The following is a 14,025-nucleotide window of genomic DNA, read 5'->3' as shown; positions in this document are numbered from 1 at the left end:
CAGTGACAATCCCACATTTCTGTGCTAATTAACATGAACCACGGGAACTGTCAATAAATAAAATATCCTCCCGGAAAAGGGAGGACTATTCTTTAGGCGATATATTAAAGTGTTTTAAATATACAAGAATTTCGTAAACATCCATATTGTTGTACTTCTTATCTATCCAATCCTTTAAAAAGTGTTCAATATGCTTGTATTTCGTATCTAATTTCATATTAATAATATCTAATATTTCTAGATTTGGCATAAATTATTCATCTCCTTTAATGGAGAGAGTATATACACACTTATTTTAGTTTGTCAATAATAACCTGTTATAAACATTTATACTCAGTGCGAACATAAGAGATAGGACATTTCTATCCCTGATACCCAGTTATTTCATATATAATAGGACTTTACATTCAGGAACATGTGTTCTATTATTGGTACAGAAATATTTTCTTCTCCTACCAATATGTCGCATAATGTCGAATCCTTCCTGAAAAAATTCTGAAGAAATTTGTAAAAAGGGGTAGACATGATATATCCCTTGATGGTAAGATAAGGTCATCAAAGGGAACATAAAGGAATCTGAAGCCCTTTAAAGGAAGTGATACATATGTAGAGGGAGGTACGCTTTTTGTCTAGTGAAGAGGTTTTAACAGTTAAACAGGTAGCCGAGATATTAAAAATATCTGAAAAAACGGCTCGCAAAATGCTGAACAACGGAGAAATTAAAGGTTTCAAAGTCGGTCGAGAATGGCGCGTGTCAGCTGAAAAATTCAATGAATACTTAAAACAAAATTAATTCTTTGGGGGAATTTTAAAATGACAAACACTATTAAAAACACTGAAAACACTACTGACGTATTGGCAACTGAGGACATTGCAACAGCATCACCAAGTATTTTTGAACAAGGTACACAACAAATGTTTTCAACTATCCAGGCAACGGACAGAAAGAGCAGCATCAAACTTTACAACGCGGTAAGCAACGCTGAACACTCTCTATCAGACCATATCGGAGAAGTAATTGAAATTACAGACATGGTCGCCCATGCGGTTGAATTAGAGGATGAAGTCACGAAAGAGACAATTCAGGCAATGCGCGTTGTTCTTTTAACAGCAGACGGACAAGGCTATCACAGTGTATCTCAGGGCGTAGCAAGCTCCCTACAACGTATCATTGGGATTGTAGGGCAAGGTCCTTGGACGGACGAGCCATTAAAAGTTGTTCCAAAAGAAGTTAAAACCCGCCGCGGCTTTAAAACATTGACACTTGCGCTTGTGGACTAATTAAATAGTCGCTCCGATCGGGGCGGCTTTTCTTATATTAAATTACTATATACGGAGGTTGCTAGACTTGGATAAAAACGTAATGATTTTCGACAACGGAGAACGCCGCACAGAGATTAAAGAGGATAGAGTGGAGAATATGTATTGTTTCGCTCAAAAGCTTGATGACGATACACAACAGATTATTAGTTTCACTCGTTCAGAAATGCTTGCAATAGTCTCCTATTTTCATGCTGAAGCACAAGACGAACTGTCACGCGGTTCTGTTCGCTATATTCCGACACAAAAAGCAGAAGCCATTTAAATATTAAATTGACAGGGAAATTCGTTTCCCTGTGACTTTTGTGTTTAAAGGGGGTGTCACTGATTGGGAAGAAAAAGCGGCTGAAGAAGAAACAGCAGAAAAAACAAAATATAGCTGCCTTGAAAAAAGTCGGAATTACTGACAAAAAGGTTATAAAGGAATTAAAAAATAAACCTGCCACAGTAAATAAAATTGTTAAGAAAAAGAGTCGTAGTTTAATTGCAAATGAACGATCTGAATTAATTAAACGGTTAGGATTTAAAGTCTCCGAACATTCCGCAAAAAGGTATTGGAGCGAATCACGATTTAATGAATGGTATAACAAAGAATTAAATAAGCGGGCGAAGGCTGAAGAAAGAAAAAGAAAAGCGGCTGAAAGAAAAGCCCGACAAGCTACTGAACCCTATTTAATGATTTACTGGAAAGAAAAAACCGACACAATGATGGATGCAAATGTGATAGAGGACTTAAAACGGTCTTACAGACATGTGAGCGTTGATTATCTTATCGAATCTATAAGAGGTTTTTTAGGTGCTAAACTTCCCGCTGAAATAGGAACAATAAGTATGCATGTTGTCCCCAATAATAAAAGGAAACAGCATAAAGCATTTATGAGAAATTTTGATTCTCTTAGACTGGCTGATATGAATTCATGGATTTTGCTATATGAAGGAAAAGCCGATTTAAGGAGATATAAAGATTTATTAATTGCAATAAATGCAGGCATGAGGGTTTTATATGACAATGAAGAAAAGGCTCAATTTATTGGGGATTTAATTCAGAAATATCTCCCGCAAGTAAATATCAAAACGGCGAAACGTTTAGCGAAGGATTTACGATGGAGAGGTGGATTTTAAATGAGTAAGGAAAAAGAGAATAAAGAAAAAAGCGCAAGTAAACCCGTTAAGATACTTACGCTTGATACTGAGACGCGAGGACTTTTTGGGGAAGTCTTCCGCGTCGGATTATATGACGGTAGTAGATACCGTGCGACAAACACTTTTAAAAACCTGAAAACGGTTCTCTCACAGTATACCACAAAATACGATTGTCATGTATTTATTCATAATCTAGATTTCGACATTTCAAAAATCGCAAAGGACATTTTACCTGAAGCGGATTTAAAAAATTCGATTTTTATTAATAATGTCGTTACGGTATTTAAAACAGGTCTTAATGAATCCCAAATAACTGAAGAAAATGAAATTATTTCGCAACCTATTACATTTCATGATTCCAGCAAGCTTGTAATGGGTTCATTAAAAAAGATATGTGAGGATTTTAATATTTCGCAAGAAAAAGCAAAAATAGATTTAAAAGACCATATTTTGAAATTGGGATGGGCGCTTGACGCTGACGGAAACCCCACAAATGACCCGGGTAAATATGATGACCGGGAATCCCAAGGGAATTATTTTATGAAGGTCGATCCGTATGAACCTGAATTAAATGAATATTTACGGTTGGACTGTGTGGCATTATATGAAATTGTTACAATGCTTATTGAAATATCCGGCTTGCCGATTCATGAATTTTTAAAATGTCCTACTACCGCAAGTCTTGCAATGAAAGTATATCAAATGAATTATCCTGAAGATTATGAAAAGGCTATTTCCACGAATTACGGTTATAGCAAATGGGGCGAGTTTACAGAGGATTTTATACGCAAGGCATATTATGGTGGACGTACAGAAGTATTTCAAAGTGAATTAAATGGCGGCTTTCATTATGATGTAAATTCATTATATCCGTACGTTATGAAAGTGAACCCAATACCTATAGGGAAACCGCGTCACCATAAAGGAGACAAAGCCCGAAACGTATTTAAATATTGGTACAGCTATAGACAGGGCGGCGGTTTTTTAGAATGTGATATTCACATACCGACTACTTTACATATACCGCCTCTACCTCACAGAATGTACAAAAAATTATGTTTCCCGGTCGGTAACCTTTCAGGGATATGGACGTTTGAAGAAATTGAATTGGCGTTAGAAATGGGTGCTAAAATAAAAGAAATTCATCAATGTATTTATTTTGAAAAGACCGATTATATATTTAAAGATTTTGTCTCCTATTTTGAAGAGATTAAAAATACAAGTGATGGAGCAAAAAAGACGTTTGCAAAATTAATGCAAAATGCACTGTACGGAAAATTCGGTATGCAAAGGGTTCGGCAAACGATTTTACCTGTCACAGAAATTGAGACATGCGAAGAAAAAGGCTATCCTTATGTTGAATTATTTAACCCTGTATATGGACAAGAATTTATTGAAGCAGCCGTCCCCAGCAAAGCGCCGTATATTCAGCCGCATATAGCCGCCTACGTTACGTCATACGCGCGTATTTTATTATATAGAGGTTTAATTAAACAATTAGAAAAAGGCGATGTGGCATATTGTGATACCGATTCAATAGCATGTGAAGCTATTTTTGATGATGACATGGTTGACGATAGAGAGTACGGTAAATGGAAACTGGAAGGTATTCTTGAAGAAGGTTTATTCATTCAACCAAAAACGTATTATGAAAAATATGCTGATGAAATAAAACCAGAAGAAATAGAAAAAGAAATATCCTCTTTTTCTCGGAATGTATTTAATTATCCCGAAAAAAGCAAAGTAAAACAATATCGTTTGGTCAAAGGTTCGGAGACAATGAAATTTAAAGGCATTCCCGGCGCGTATATCAAGAAATTAAATAGAGGGGTATATTATGATATCCTAGAGAAATTAAAAAGCTTACAGGCGCGTCAGGAGCGCGGAGAAATGATAACGAAAAAAGAAGCCTATTATTCTATTTATAAAGGCGAATTAAAAAGACGAAAATTTGCTACTATGCTTAAAATGGGTTCTGACGATTTTGATTTAAAGCAGGAAGTAAACAAGGGAATTTTACTAACGAATAGACAGAAAAGAAATATGGACTATATTAAAAATACAAGTCGTCCGCATGTGTCGTGTGACTTTTAAAAGAGTCGGGAAATTCATTTTCCCGGCTTTTTATTTTGCCTAAAAATAATTAAATATGAAATTAATTCATTTATTTTTATTTTTTGTCTTGAAATCGAACACATGTTCCTATATTATTTAATTTATCGAACAGAAATAGGACAAAAGGAGGATTTATTTTCTATGCCAAAAGAACTAGAAGAAAAAGAAGAAAAATCGTCTGCTGAAGAAACACCGAAAAAAGAGGAACAGGAGGACGCGCCAAAATGGGCAAAGAATCTGCTACAGGACATCCAAAACCTGATGGGAACAAAGGAACAGCCGCAGGGACAAGCACAGGAAATTCCAGTACCGGAACCGCCAAAAGTGGAGGAACCGGAGGAAGAGGAACAGCCAGCACCAAGCAAAGCGAAAACGCTCCTCGGGTGGTTATGGTAGATGTGCCGGGAAGTGACCAGGAGGAACAGCCGAAAAAGAAACGCGGTCGCCCTCCTGGTACTGGCACGAAAAAGAAAAGCGCAGCCAAGAAAAAGACGGCGGGCAATGTTGATTCATCCCAGCTGAAAATGCTGTTACTGACGACAAGCGCGATCGTGGCAGCACGACCTGGGATGGAAGACTTTGCATTAACCGCCGATGAAGCCGAACAGATATGTACGCCACTCGCAAACATCATGGCGAAGTCTGAAGGCGTGGCGGGTGTCGCCAGTGAGTATGCAGACCATATAGCGTTACTCATTGCGTGCTTTACGATCTTTATACCTAAATTCATTATGTGGAAATCCAAACAACCTAAAAAGAAAGAGGTACAGAAAAATGTCTTGCCAAAACGAGAACTACCAAAACAACCAACAGAACAACGAGGAAATGAAAGCGCGCCTGAAAGAACTAATCAAAAGCCTGCTGAACGATCTGGGGAACCCACTAGTAAGCAATTTGGCGGCTCCTTACATCAACTCATCCCTTTCGGAGGATATTGATGTCTTAAAATTCCTCAACCATTTAGAGGGGATGATCGACTATGTCCGGTATGGTGACGCTGAAGCAAGGTGACTTCTATTACAACATCCCCATGCATGAATACAGCCGTTATTGGTTTGAACACTTGGACATTATCGAACAGGGCGAGGAATTTTTAGTTGTGGAGAAAATCCCTTACGACAAAATCCCGAAACCGTCCATCATGGCTGCTATGAAAAGAGGTAAAGGCGTGAAGCGTGTTGTGAAAGCTTACAGCACGAAAGGAAGTGGAAAACATGCGAATGACAATTGGCGATGACGAACACGTTTTTATCTGTGGTCAAACCGGTACAGGTAAATCGGTTGTCGCTGAGGTATATCTCGCTGGGAAAGACCATGTGGTAAAGCTTGATACGAAAGGCGAAGTACACGAGCGCCGCAAGAAACGGCAGGAATTGTGGCATGGCTTGCAGGAAGGTAAGGACTTTACTGTGGTTCACCGATTGGAAGACGTGTCCGAGGTCGAGACGCCGAAAATTATCTATTGCCCGGTCGCTGAAGAATTAGAGCCGGAATATTACAACGCGCTCATGAGCTGGGTGTACAAGCGTGAAAATACGATTCTATGGATAGACGAATTAATGGAAGTCGCGCCAAGCGCCCATAACTACCCGAAAGAATTGAAAGCCTTATACACGCGCGGGCGTTCGAAAGAAGCAGTCGTTTGGGCTTGTACCCAGCGCCCAACAGACATTCCGGTCATTGCTATGGCCAACAGTTCACACTATTTCATTTTCACCATGCAAAACCCGGATGACCGTAAAAAGATTGTGAAAGCAACAGGGATGCCGCAATTTATGGAGCAACCCGGCGGGCACAATTTTTGGTATTGGAAAGTGGGTATGCAAAACCCGGTACTAGCAAAATTGAAGCTTTAAAGGAGGTGATGACTTGGAGACACGAAAATTTGCAGGTGTCGGGCTGAAGAACATGATTGTCATTGCGCTATTCACAATGATGGTCATTGTCGTAACAAAGGTTATTGTCACGAAGCATCCGGTTAACGGTGTGACGCAATTAGTAAACGCAGTATAAGGAGGAAAAAAGCATGAAGGTTAAATGGTTAGTTCATACGTTCATTACTGTATTTATCACGATGGTTTTCATGTGGATTATTAAGAAAGCTTCAGCAAAATATCATATCCCGGTTGTATCTACAATCGCGGCAGAAGTCTAAGGAGGAATTTTAATTTATGGCAACTCAACAGCAACTATCAGCACAGGCAAAGGCTCAACTATTCTCGCAGGCTACCCGCCAAACATGGCAGATGATGGGTACACAGACAGTGACAGAGGACGCACAAACGGTATCATTCAACCTACCGAAAGTACGCCTGCTATCACAAATTTTAGTTGAATTTGACGCGACTGTCTCTCTCAAATCGCAGAACGCGGCAATTCCAACTAAACCATTTTCACCATACCAGATTATCAGAAATATTGCACTGGAATTAAACAGTGGATTCCGTCCTTTTGTTGTGTCAGGCGAAGCCCTTCACCTATACAGCTTAAACCGATTGAATCCAGACGTTCTATTACCTGCATCAAGTCCGCGGGCGTTATCTTACATTGAAACAGCCGCGAGCACGTCAGGTAAAGACGCGCGTATTAAATTCCAAGTCGCGCTGCCATTAACTTTAAACCAACGTGACCCGGTCGGTCTTATCTTGCTACAAAACGAGGAGACAACCGTTTCCCTTCAGATTGATACAGCACGCGCGCAAGACGCGTATCAGTTGGCTACTGGAGACACCGTTACACTGAAGCAATTGAAAATCACGCCGACAATTGAAACGTTCTCCGTCCCTTCTGTACCACAAGCTATGCCGGATATTTCTGTCCTGAAGCTTGTAAACGAAAAAGGCGAACAGTTCACCGGGAACGGTCAAAATATCGTGAAGCTTCAGACAGGGACGATCTACCGTAAACTCATGTTTTACTTTACGGATGAGTCAGGCAACCCGCTGAAGGACAGCGACTTTGCGGGCAACTTGGAATTGGTATTTAACCAAGCCGACATCCCTTACAGCATTAAGCCGTCAGCACTTGCAGCCCGAAATCATTCGGACTTGGGTTATGTCTTACCGGATGGGGTTTATGTGTTTGACTTCTCTAACCAAGGCTTGCCAAACCTCGGCGGCTCTCGTGACTATATTGACACCGAACGTCTTACAGAGTTTTGGATTCGCTTCAATACTCAAAAAGGCGGGCGCGTGAAAATCGTTGCTGAAAAGCTTTCACGCTTGCATTAATACACGCGGGAGGGCTTTTCCCTCCTTTTCTTATTTGACTACTACGAAGGAGGATTTATATGAACGCACCATCACAAATGGGTCTAGGTGAAATGTTCTACCATGCCGCAGACTTATATCCAAACATGGGGTTTATGAGTACCCGAACGTCTACAGTTCCCGAAGCTGAAGATCAAATGTCTCTTGTCGATGATGAGGACACAGCAAAAGAGCATGACGTAAAGCAAGACCCTATTACATCAAAACAAATCTTGCTGGGGTTCGGCATTGTGTTCCTTGTCGTATTCCTATTCTCGGCAAGGGTGTAGGGGGTGTGACTTGTGGAGCAAATCTATTCAATCCTATTAAATAACGGAGCCATGGGCGTAATGCTCGCGTGGTTCATGTTCAAACAATCAAAGGATAACGAACAGACACGGGAAATTCTAACCGATCTGAAAATGGTTATTTCAAAAATCGGGGGTGCGTCAAGCAATGACTAAAATTCTTGTTCTCACCGTTATTATCATCGTGTTTTGGTTCTTCTTTATCTGCCGCAAAAAGAAGGGATAACACATGGAAAAAGGTCTTTTGTTTTTCACGCTGGCGCTCACAGCCATATGGATTATTCTTGATGACTTTTATGGCGGCAAACACCTGTCAAAGATGGCACAGAAAATGACGCCTGACATTTCTACACCGATGGACGTTGTAAAAGATGGTTGGGAATCTACAAAAGAAACCGTCGACGAAGCCGGAAAGACAGCGAAAAAGGCAGTTGAAAAAGCGACAGGATACGACACGTATAAAAAGTATCAAAAGATGAAGCCGGAGCAGAAAAAGAAAGTCAAAAAAGCCGCTAAAGACAGTTTCATAGATGGGTTTTGGAACGGTCTTAAACGCGGTTTTGGCTTGAAGTAAAGGGGTGATTCTATGCAAGAGTTTACAAAGTCTATGCGGTTTATTATCACCTTTCTCTTTTTCGTTATCCTGCTGGGTATGTTCACAAATGAAAAAATAACGTACACGTTCTTGGTACTTGTTCTCGCAAGTATGGCAGTCCTGAACGTTGACAAGGTAAAACAAATCATGGGAGGTCTTGTGGATGGTTAACAAGTTTTTTGACGTGATTGCGGGTATCGGGATTCTCATTGGTATTTATCTGTTCCTGAAAAATGCCAAGTCTACGACTTCCATTATCAGCACAATCGCGAGCAATTCAATTTCAGGCATCAAAGTATTACAAGGGAGGTAAGGCGGCATGATGGAAGGCTATCACCTTCAAAACCGGGTTCATGCGCTTCAGGAGCTTTCACGTCCAGTGGAGCTACCTGACGCGCAGCTAGGTATTGGAGACGCTGAAGAATTACGCCCAACACATGCCAACTTCATTTACCCGATGGTTCCGAAAGAAGCATTGATCGACAAAGTAACAAACATGAGTATTGAGAAAGCGACAGTCGATCTAAACGGAAATCAGGTAGATGAAGAAAACTTCCCTAAGAATCATTATTTCGGTGATCCGATAGGAGGCTTATATTGGTATGGCGGAATTTGAACAAGTCGGTCATGAATCCGGGGGTCATTCCCCGGGTAAAAAGAAATTCCAATTAAACAAAAAGAATATTGTCATTATCGGGTCGGTTGCAATTGGGGTCTTTCTATTAGTCTCCCTTGTGACGCGTGGGCGTCCTGCTGAGGAAGAACAGTACGTGACTTCTGAAGCATTAGAGGGTGATTACTTGGATGGCAATCCTATGAATTCAAGCTTGGTTCAGGCACAGCTACAAAACAATCAATCTCTCATTGAAGGTAGCGTTGATACAGCCTTAAACAACTTTGCAAATGAATTGGGGCAGAACCAAGAATCATTTAAGTCAGATGTAATCGACACCATTACCGATATTGGCAAGGAAAACAAAACGTATGTTGACCAAGTAAAGGACAGCATTTCAAAACAGCTTGCCGATCAAGCGAAGAAATACAGCAACTTGGAAACAGAAAATGACCAGCTTCATAAAGAACTGGAAAAGCTGAAGAACGCGAAACCGTCAACACCTGCCAAAACGACAACACCTGCTAAAAAACCGTCAACCCCGGCTAAAAAGCCATCGCCAGCGAAAAAACCGTCTACACCAAAATACAAAACGGTGACGGTGAAAAAAGGTGACACGTTGTCAGAATTGACGCAGAAATATGGTAAGGGTGGTACAAAAGCCGCGTATATGGAAACAGCCAAGTTTAACAAACTCAAAGACCCGAACAAAATTAAACCGGGTCAGAAAATCAAAATCCTGACAAAGTAGGTGGAAGTATGGGCGTAAATATAAAGCCGTTTATCAAAGACGCGCAAGCCATACAGAAAGAAACTGGCATCCCTGCATCCATCATACTGGGTCAAATCATGTTAGAATCAGGCGGTTCAAACCCGGGCGGATTGTCCGGGCTTGCCTACTACTCTAAGAACCTATTTGGAATAAAGGGAAGAGGTACAGCAGGAAGTGCCACGATGGGTACGACCGAAGTATATAACGGTAAGACCTATCACGTGAAGGATGGCTTTGCAAAGTACAACAGCTATCAAGATTCCATACGCGCCCACGCGGAACTATTATCCAAGCCGCGTTATGCGTCAAAGCTGAAGAACGCAAAAAGCGTTGAGGACTATGCGAAGGGAATCAAAGCTGGAGGGTATGCAACAGACCCTAACTATGTAAATAAGCTTCTCGGCATTATCAGCAGTAACAACCTTCACCAGTACGATGATAAGGACATTACATTCAAAGGAACGTCAGGAGCCGGGGCGACAGGTGGGGATTCTTCATCTTCAGGCACTGACGACAAATCATATTTATCAAATATCATGTTCGGCGTGTTCAGATGGTCTCTTATTCTCGGGCTTGCTATCATTGCAATCGTGTTCTTTATGAAAGCCTTCCCAGCAGTCGGAGACGTTGCGAAAGGTACAGCATCCACCGCAATGGATTTTGTTCCGGGTGGTCGTGCTGTCAAATCTGTTTCTAAGGGAGCCAAAGCCATTAAGAAAGGACGCAGCGCGTCAAACCACATCAAGAAAGCCGCTACAATAGCAAAAGGAGTGAACAAGAATGCCGGAACTAGTCAAACAGCCGGGGGATGACCATAAAAAGAGTACATGGCGTGAACAGACCGTCACCATGCTACCGGGCGACATTACAACGGTTTATTTTGACGACACAAAGCCGAACCATTCAGCCATAACAAATAACACAAGTCAGATCGTGTACGTACACGAGCGCCCGAGCGTGTCGCCTAACAATTATCTTTTAGCCGTAGCGCCGGGGTCAACAAAGCTTTTGGCGCGACCGCTCGGCTATCACACAATCTACCTTGACGCCGCGATCGTGCAGCCCGAAAAAGTCCGGGTCGAATCTTGGATTGAGAAATTTACAGCGTCATCTATACCACAGTCCATTGACACCGTTCAGCTTGGGCAGATGACAGGAACCGTAGATATATCAGCGTTACCGCCGCTTGCGGCAGGCGACAAGCATATTGGGAGTGTTGAGATAGATAAGCCTGTCACACTCGGCGGGTCTTCTATCCCGGCGACACAACCTGTACCAACTCGGGAAGCCGGAATGAATGACTTTAGGGTTGGTGGGGTGAGTGTAGGCGTCACGCCTGTAATGGCAAAGTCAGGTTCTAGCAAACTGACAAACCGCCGAGAGTTGACGATCTACCCGCCTAACTCGGGTGTCATTTATTGGGGTAAGCAGGGTGTCGAGACGACTACAGGTGCGCCGCTCACGTCTAACGACAGCCCGCTAACATTTAAGGTTCATAGCCAAAGCCCTGACGTGTACCTAGTCGCTGATACTGAGACAGTCGTCACAATCGTGGAGGTGTCCTAATTGATTGAACTCGGGTCAAGGCGGACGCCGCCCTATGATGATACAGGCGTCAAAACAAGTATTTCAGATTTAAAAGACAAGATGGCAAAGCTTCAGGACACCGTTGACCATATGGACGTGTCAGATGAGATAAAGAACGATATTCTGACGCTTCAGCAAAAAGTCCAAGCGTTAGAGGATACCGCGGACGGTGGGTCAACTGGTGCAACTGACCAACAAATTCAAAGTATGAAGGCTGACGTTGATTCATTCGGCCGAGTCTTGGACGCTCATGTAAAGGACACGACCAAACACGTATCGTCTGAAGACCGTACCAAGTGGGACGGTATGAGTGACAGGGTGACGACATCAGAAACAAACCTGAAGAACCATATCGCAAATGCTAAACCTCACGTCTCGGATTCTGAACGTTTGAAATGGAATCAAGCTGCTACGGATGCGACACAGCTGCAAAAGGATTTACAGACAACGAATCTATCGCTTCAGGATGTTATCGGGGTTCAAAACTTCTCACAGAAATATGCATTAACGGATGCTGAAGGAATGCGGAAACGGTTGGCTTCAGCTGACAGCATATTCACCGCACCACCCGGTTTTTATTATGGGACAGGATGGAATCAACTACCGTTACCGGGTGACGCTTCTTGGTACTATCTCGACATTCTACCAGCGCCAAACGGTCTGCGGAAATTGGTTCTGACACGTTCCTATGATAATACGTCATGGATTGGTGTTATACACACTGACAATGTATTCAGGGGTTGGCGACAGCTGTTTACACAAAATGATTTTATGGCGCTCACATGGTATAACCTTCCGTTATTGAATGGAGCAAAGGCGTCAGGAAGAACACCGCAGTATACCCGCTGGGGAAACATCCTCATGCTAAAAGGTGACGTGGCGTGTGACCTCGGCGTTGACTTTGCACAATTGCCCGCGTCATATTCACCGTCAGACAAAAAGGCGGTCATGGCAACAGCATACGGAACGACAGGCTTCACAAAATTTTATATCAACACTGACGGTAAACTGGCGTTTGTCGGCTTTTCAGGAAACAATCAGTCCGCCGTGTCCAGTTGGTCATTAGACGCGGCAGTGCCTTACTAGGAGGGTTGGAGCAATGGAAATGATACAAGTATTCGTATATGATTCGGATTTCATCTTCGACTATCCTGAAATTGTTCCGGCTGATTCCGTACCGGATAATGCGACAACCGTACAGCCGCCGGGATATTGGCGGGCGCAATTTCAGAAGGATAGAAAACTATGGATTGAATCCGCTTCAGACGAACAAATAAATGAAATGAGACAACAAATGAGGGAGAGTGTAAAAGAATGAGTTTCATGGAGAATGTTGCAAGTGAAGCACAAAAATTATACGGTGTAAGTCGAGTTTTACCTTCAGTTATCACAGCACAAGCCATACATGAGTCAAATTGGGGCAAATCCGGGCTTGCTACGCGTGCAAATAACCTGTTTGGTATAAAAGGTATCGGGAACGCTGGAACCGTTCATATGGGCACGTGGGAGGTTTTAAACGGGGTCGATAAAACAATCAAAGCAGGGTTCCGGGCGTATAAGTCTGTTCGCGATTCTATCATAGACCTTGTGAACCTCTATAACCGTCTTGACCGTTATAAGGCTGTTGTCGGGGAAACGAACTATGTACAAGCTTGTGCCGCCATCCAAAAGGGTGGATATGCGACAGACCCGAACTATGCGAAGAAGCTTATCGCCACAATCGAAGCCCACGGGCTGACGAAATACGATAAGGTCGGGAACAAAGCCGCAGTGAAGGCGAAACCTGCCAAGTCGTCCGGCTCGACATATACCGTTAAGGCGGGTGACACATTGACAGCAATTGCAAAGAAATATAATACGTCAGTGAAGGAGTTGGCGAAAGTGAACGGTATTAAAGATGTTAATATGATTCGTGTTGGTCAAGTCCTGAAGGTATCAGGAGCCGCACCATCCGGCGGTACATTCTACACCGTAAAGGCGGGCGACAACCTGACGAAAATTGGTAAGAAATTCGGTGTGTCCGTTAAGACATTGACCACAGTTAATCGTATCCCGGATGCGAATAAGATTTATGTCGGTCAACGGTTAAGGGTGAAATAATTTACAATATATACTAACATTTGTTAAAATTAAGTAGAATAGGAGCCGCGGAAGACTTCTATTCTATCTGTAACAATAGAGTCACGCCCGAGACACAACCCGCTGGAAAAATATCCGGCGGGATTTTTTATTATTGACAGTTCCCGTGGTTCATGTTAATTAGCACAGAAATGTGGGATTGTCAAGGAAAATCAGTGAATTTAGCGGCAAGAATCGTACCTCTC

Annotated in this window: 19 protein-coding genes; all 19 read left to right on the top strand. The window is 42.3% G+C overall.

Annotated elements, in window-relative coordinates:
* The first annotated feature begins 625 nt into the window (after window positions 1-625).
* The 19 genes from ACFXKA_RS41875 (at window position 626) to ACFXKA_RS41785 (ending at window position 13,801) form a co-directional block, all read left to right on the top strand.
* On the top strand, window positions 626-793 hold the full coding sequence (locus ACFXKA_RS41875) for a helix-turn-helix domain-containing protein (protein WP_326194937.1): 168 nt from the start codon (window positions 626-628) through the stop codon (window positions 791-793).
* A 20-nt stretch (window positions 794-813) separates the two neighbouring features.
* Window positions 814-1,281, top strand: coding sequence for a hypothetical protein (locus ACFXKA_RS41870; RefSeq protein ID WP_326194938.1), 468 nt, complete (start codon window positions 814-816; stop codon window positions 1,279-1,281).
* 67 nt (window positions 1,282-1,348) lie between these two features.
* Window positions 1,349-1,585, top strand: coding sequence for a hypothetical protein (locus ACFXKA_RS41865; protein WP_376912105.1), 237 nt, complete (start codon window positions 1,349-1,351; stop codon window positions 1,583-1,585).
* Between the two features lie 53 nt (window positions 1,586-1,638).
* Complete coding sequence (locus tag ACFXKA_RS41860; protein ID WP_376912104.1) at window positions 1,639-2,442, top strand: hypothetical protein; 804 nt, start codon at window positions 1,639-1,641, stop codon at window positions 2,440-2,442.
* Window positions 2,443-4,557 carry a DNA polymerase gene (locus ACFXKA_RS41855; RefSeq protein ID WP_376959264.1) on the top strand — a complete coding sequence of 705 codons (2,115 nt, stop codon included), beginning with the start codon at window positions 2,443-2,445 and terminating at the stop codon, window positions 4,555-4,557.
* Window positions 4,558-4,659: 102 nt separating this feature from the next.
* Window positions 4,660-4,974, top strand: coding sequence for a hypothetical protein (locus tag ACFXKA_RS41850; protein ID WP_377998110.1), 315 nt, complete (start codon window positions 4,660-4,662; stop codon window positions 4,972-4,974).
* Window positions 4,962-5,516 carry a hypothetical protein gene (locus ACFXKA_RS41845; protein WP_376642749.1) on the top strand — a complete coding sequence of 185 codons (555 nt, stop codon included), beginning with the start codon at window positions 4,962-4,964 and terminating at the stop codon, window positions 5,514-5,516. Before ACFXKA_RS41850 ends, ACFXKA_RS41845 begins: the two co-directional genes overlap by 13 nt.
* Before the next feature lie 50 nt (window positions 5,517-5,566).
* Window positions 5,567-5,815 carry a hypothetical protein gene (locus tag ACFXKA_RS41840; RefSeq protein ID WP_376642747.1) on the top strand — a complete coding sequence of 83 codons (249 nt, stop codon included), beginning with the start codon at window positions 5,567-5,569 and terminating at the stop codon, window positions 5,813-5,815.
* Window positions 5,793-6,434 (top strand): hypothetical protein, encoded by a 642-nt coding sequence (locus tag ACFXKA_RS41835; RefSeq protein ID WP_376642745.1) that lies wholly within the window; start codon window positions 5,793-5,795, stop codon window positions 6,432-6,434. Before ACFXKA_RS41840 ends, ACFXKA_RS41835 begins: the two co-directional genes overlap by 23 nt.
* Window positions 6,435-6,749: 315 nt before the next feature.
* A complete protein-coding gene (locus ACFXKA_RS41830) occupies window positions 6,750-7,808 on the top strand; it encodes a hypothetical protein (protein WP_376642743.1) in 1,059 nt (352 codons plus the stop codon).
* 59 nt (window positions 7,809-7,867) lie between these two features.
* On the top strand, window positions 7,868-8,116 hold the full coding sequence (locus tag ACFXKA_RS41825) for a hypothetical protein (protein ID WP_080467411.1): 249 nt from the start codon (window positions 7,868-7,870) through the stop codon (window positions 8,114-8,116).
* 247 nt (window positions 8,117-8,363) lie between these two features.
* Entirely contained in the window at window positions 8,364-8,708 is a 345-nt protein-coding gene (locus tag ACFXKA_RS41820; protein ID WP_376642741.1) for a hypothetical protein, read from the top strand.
* Window positions 8,709-9,048: 340 nt separating this feature from the next.
* On the top strand, window positions 9,049-9,345 hold the full coding sequence (locus ACFXKA_RS41815; protein WP_063336321.1) for a hypothetical protein: 297 nt from the start codon (window positions 9,049-9,051) through the stop codon (window positions 9,343-9,345).
* On the top strand, window positions 9,332-10,093 hold the full coding sequence (locus tag ACFXKA_RS41810) for a LysM peptidoglycan-binding domain-containing protein (RefSeq protein ID WP_376642739.1): 762 nt from the start codon (window positions 9,332-9,334) through the stop codon (window positions 10,091-10,093). Before ACFXKA_RS41815 ends, ACFXKA_RS41810 begins: the two co-directional genes overlap by 14 nt.
* Before the next feature lie 8 nt (window positions 10,094-10,101).
* Window positions 10,102-10,926: a glycoside hydrolase family 73 protein gene (locus tag ACFXKA_RS41805; RefSeq protein WP_376642737.1), complete on the top strand. Its 825-nt coding sequence runs from the start codon at window positions 10,102-10,104 to the stop codon at window positions 10,924-10,926.
* Window positions 10,895-11,680, top strand: a complete 786-nt coding sequence (locus tag ACFXKA_RS41800; protein ID WP_376642735.1) for a hypothetical protein — start codon at window positions 10,895-10,897, stop codon at window positions 11,678-11,680. The genes ACFXKA_RS41805 and ACFXKA_RS41800 overlap by 32 nt, the downstream gene beginning before the upstream one ends.
* Complete coding sequence (locus tag ACFXKA_RS41795; RefSeq protein WP_376642734.1) at window positions 11,681-12,787, top strand: hypothetical protein; 1,107 nt, start codon at window positions 11,681-11,683, stop codon at window positions 12,785-12,787.
* Between the two features lie 13 nt (window positions 12,788-12,800).
* Window positions 12,801-13,019, top strand: coding sequence for a hypothetical protein (locus tag ACFXKA_RS41790; protein ID WP_376642732.1), 219 nt, complete (start codon window positions 12,801-12,803; stop codon window positions 13,017-13,019).
* A 5-nt stretch (window positions 13,020-13,024) separates the two neighbouring features.
* On the top strand, window positions 13,025-13,801 hold the full coding sequence (locus ACFXKA_RS41785) for a glucosaminidase domain-containing protein (RefSeq protein WP_376642730.1): 777 nt from the start codon (window positions 13,025-13,027) through the stop codon (window positions 13,799-13,801).
* The last annotated feature ends 224 nt before the right edge of the window (window positions 13,802-14,025 follow it).

Origin of the sequence: Nocardia sp. NPDC059228, assembly GCF_042754245.1 — a bacterium.
Taxonomy (GTDB): Bacteria; Actinomycetota; Actinomycetes; order Mycobacteriales; family Mycobacteriaceae; genus Nocardia.
This window is presented reverse-complemented; position numbering and strand designations above follow the sequence as displayed.

Coding starts and splice junctions, on each gene's coding strand:
- ACFXKA_RS41830 (WP_376642743.1), top strand. CDS start 6,750: ATGGCAACTCAACAGCAACTATCAGCACAGGCAAAGGCTCAACTATTC.
- ACFXKA_RS41805 (WP_376642737.1), top strand. CDS start 10,102: ATGGGCGTAAATATAAAGCCGTTTATCAAAGACGCGCAAGCCATACAG.
- ACFXKA_RS41855 (WP_376959264.1), top strand. CDS start 2,443: ATGAGTAAGGAAAAAGAGAATAAAGAAAAAAGCGCAAGTAAACCCGTT.
- ACFXKA_RS41790 (WP_376642732.1), top strand. CDS start 12,801: ATGGAAATGATACAAGTATTCGTATATGATTCGGATTTCATCTTCGAC.
- ACFXKA_RS41870 (WP_326194938.1), top strand. CDS start 814: ATGACAAACACTATTAAAAACACTGAAAACACTACTGACGTATTGGCA.
- ACFXKA_RS41820 (WP_376642741.1), top strand. CDS start 8,364: ATGGAAAAAGGTCTTTTGTTTTTCACGCTGGCGCTCACAGCCATATGG.
- ACFXKA_RS41840 (WP_376642747.1), top strand. CDS start 5,567: ATGGTGACGCTGAAGCAAGGTGACTTCTATTACAACATCCCCATGCAT.
- ACFXKA_RS41800 (WP_376642735.1), top strand. CDS start 10,895: ATGCCGGAACTAGTCAAACAGCCGGGGGATGACCATAAAAAGAGTACA.
- ACFXKA_RS41815 (WP_063336321.1), top strand. CDS start 9,049: ATGATGGAAGGCTATCACCTTCAAAACCGGGTTCATGCGCTTCAGGAG.
- ACFXKA_RS41825 (WP_080467411.1), top strand. CDS start 7,868: ATGAACGCACCATCACAAATGGGTCTAGGTGAAATGTTCTACCATGCC.
- ACFXKA_RS41850 (WP_377998110.1), top strand. CDS start 4,660: ATGTTCCTATATTATTTAATTTATCGAACAGAAATAGGACAAAAGGAG.
- ACFXKA_RS41835 (WP_376642745.1), top strand. CDS start 5,793: ATGCGAATGACAATTGGCGATGACGAACACGTTTTTATCTGTGGTCAA.
- ACFXKA_RS41785 (WP_376642730.1), top strand. CDS start 13,025: ATGGAGAATGTTGCAAGTGAAGCACAAAAATTATACGGTGTAAGTCGA.
- ACFXKA_RS41810 (WP_376642739.1), top strand. CDS start 9,332: ATGGCGGAATTTGAACAAGTCGGTCATGAATCCGGGGGTCATTCCCCG.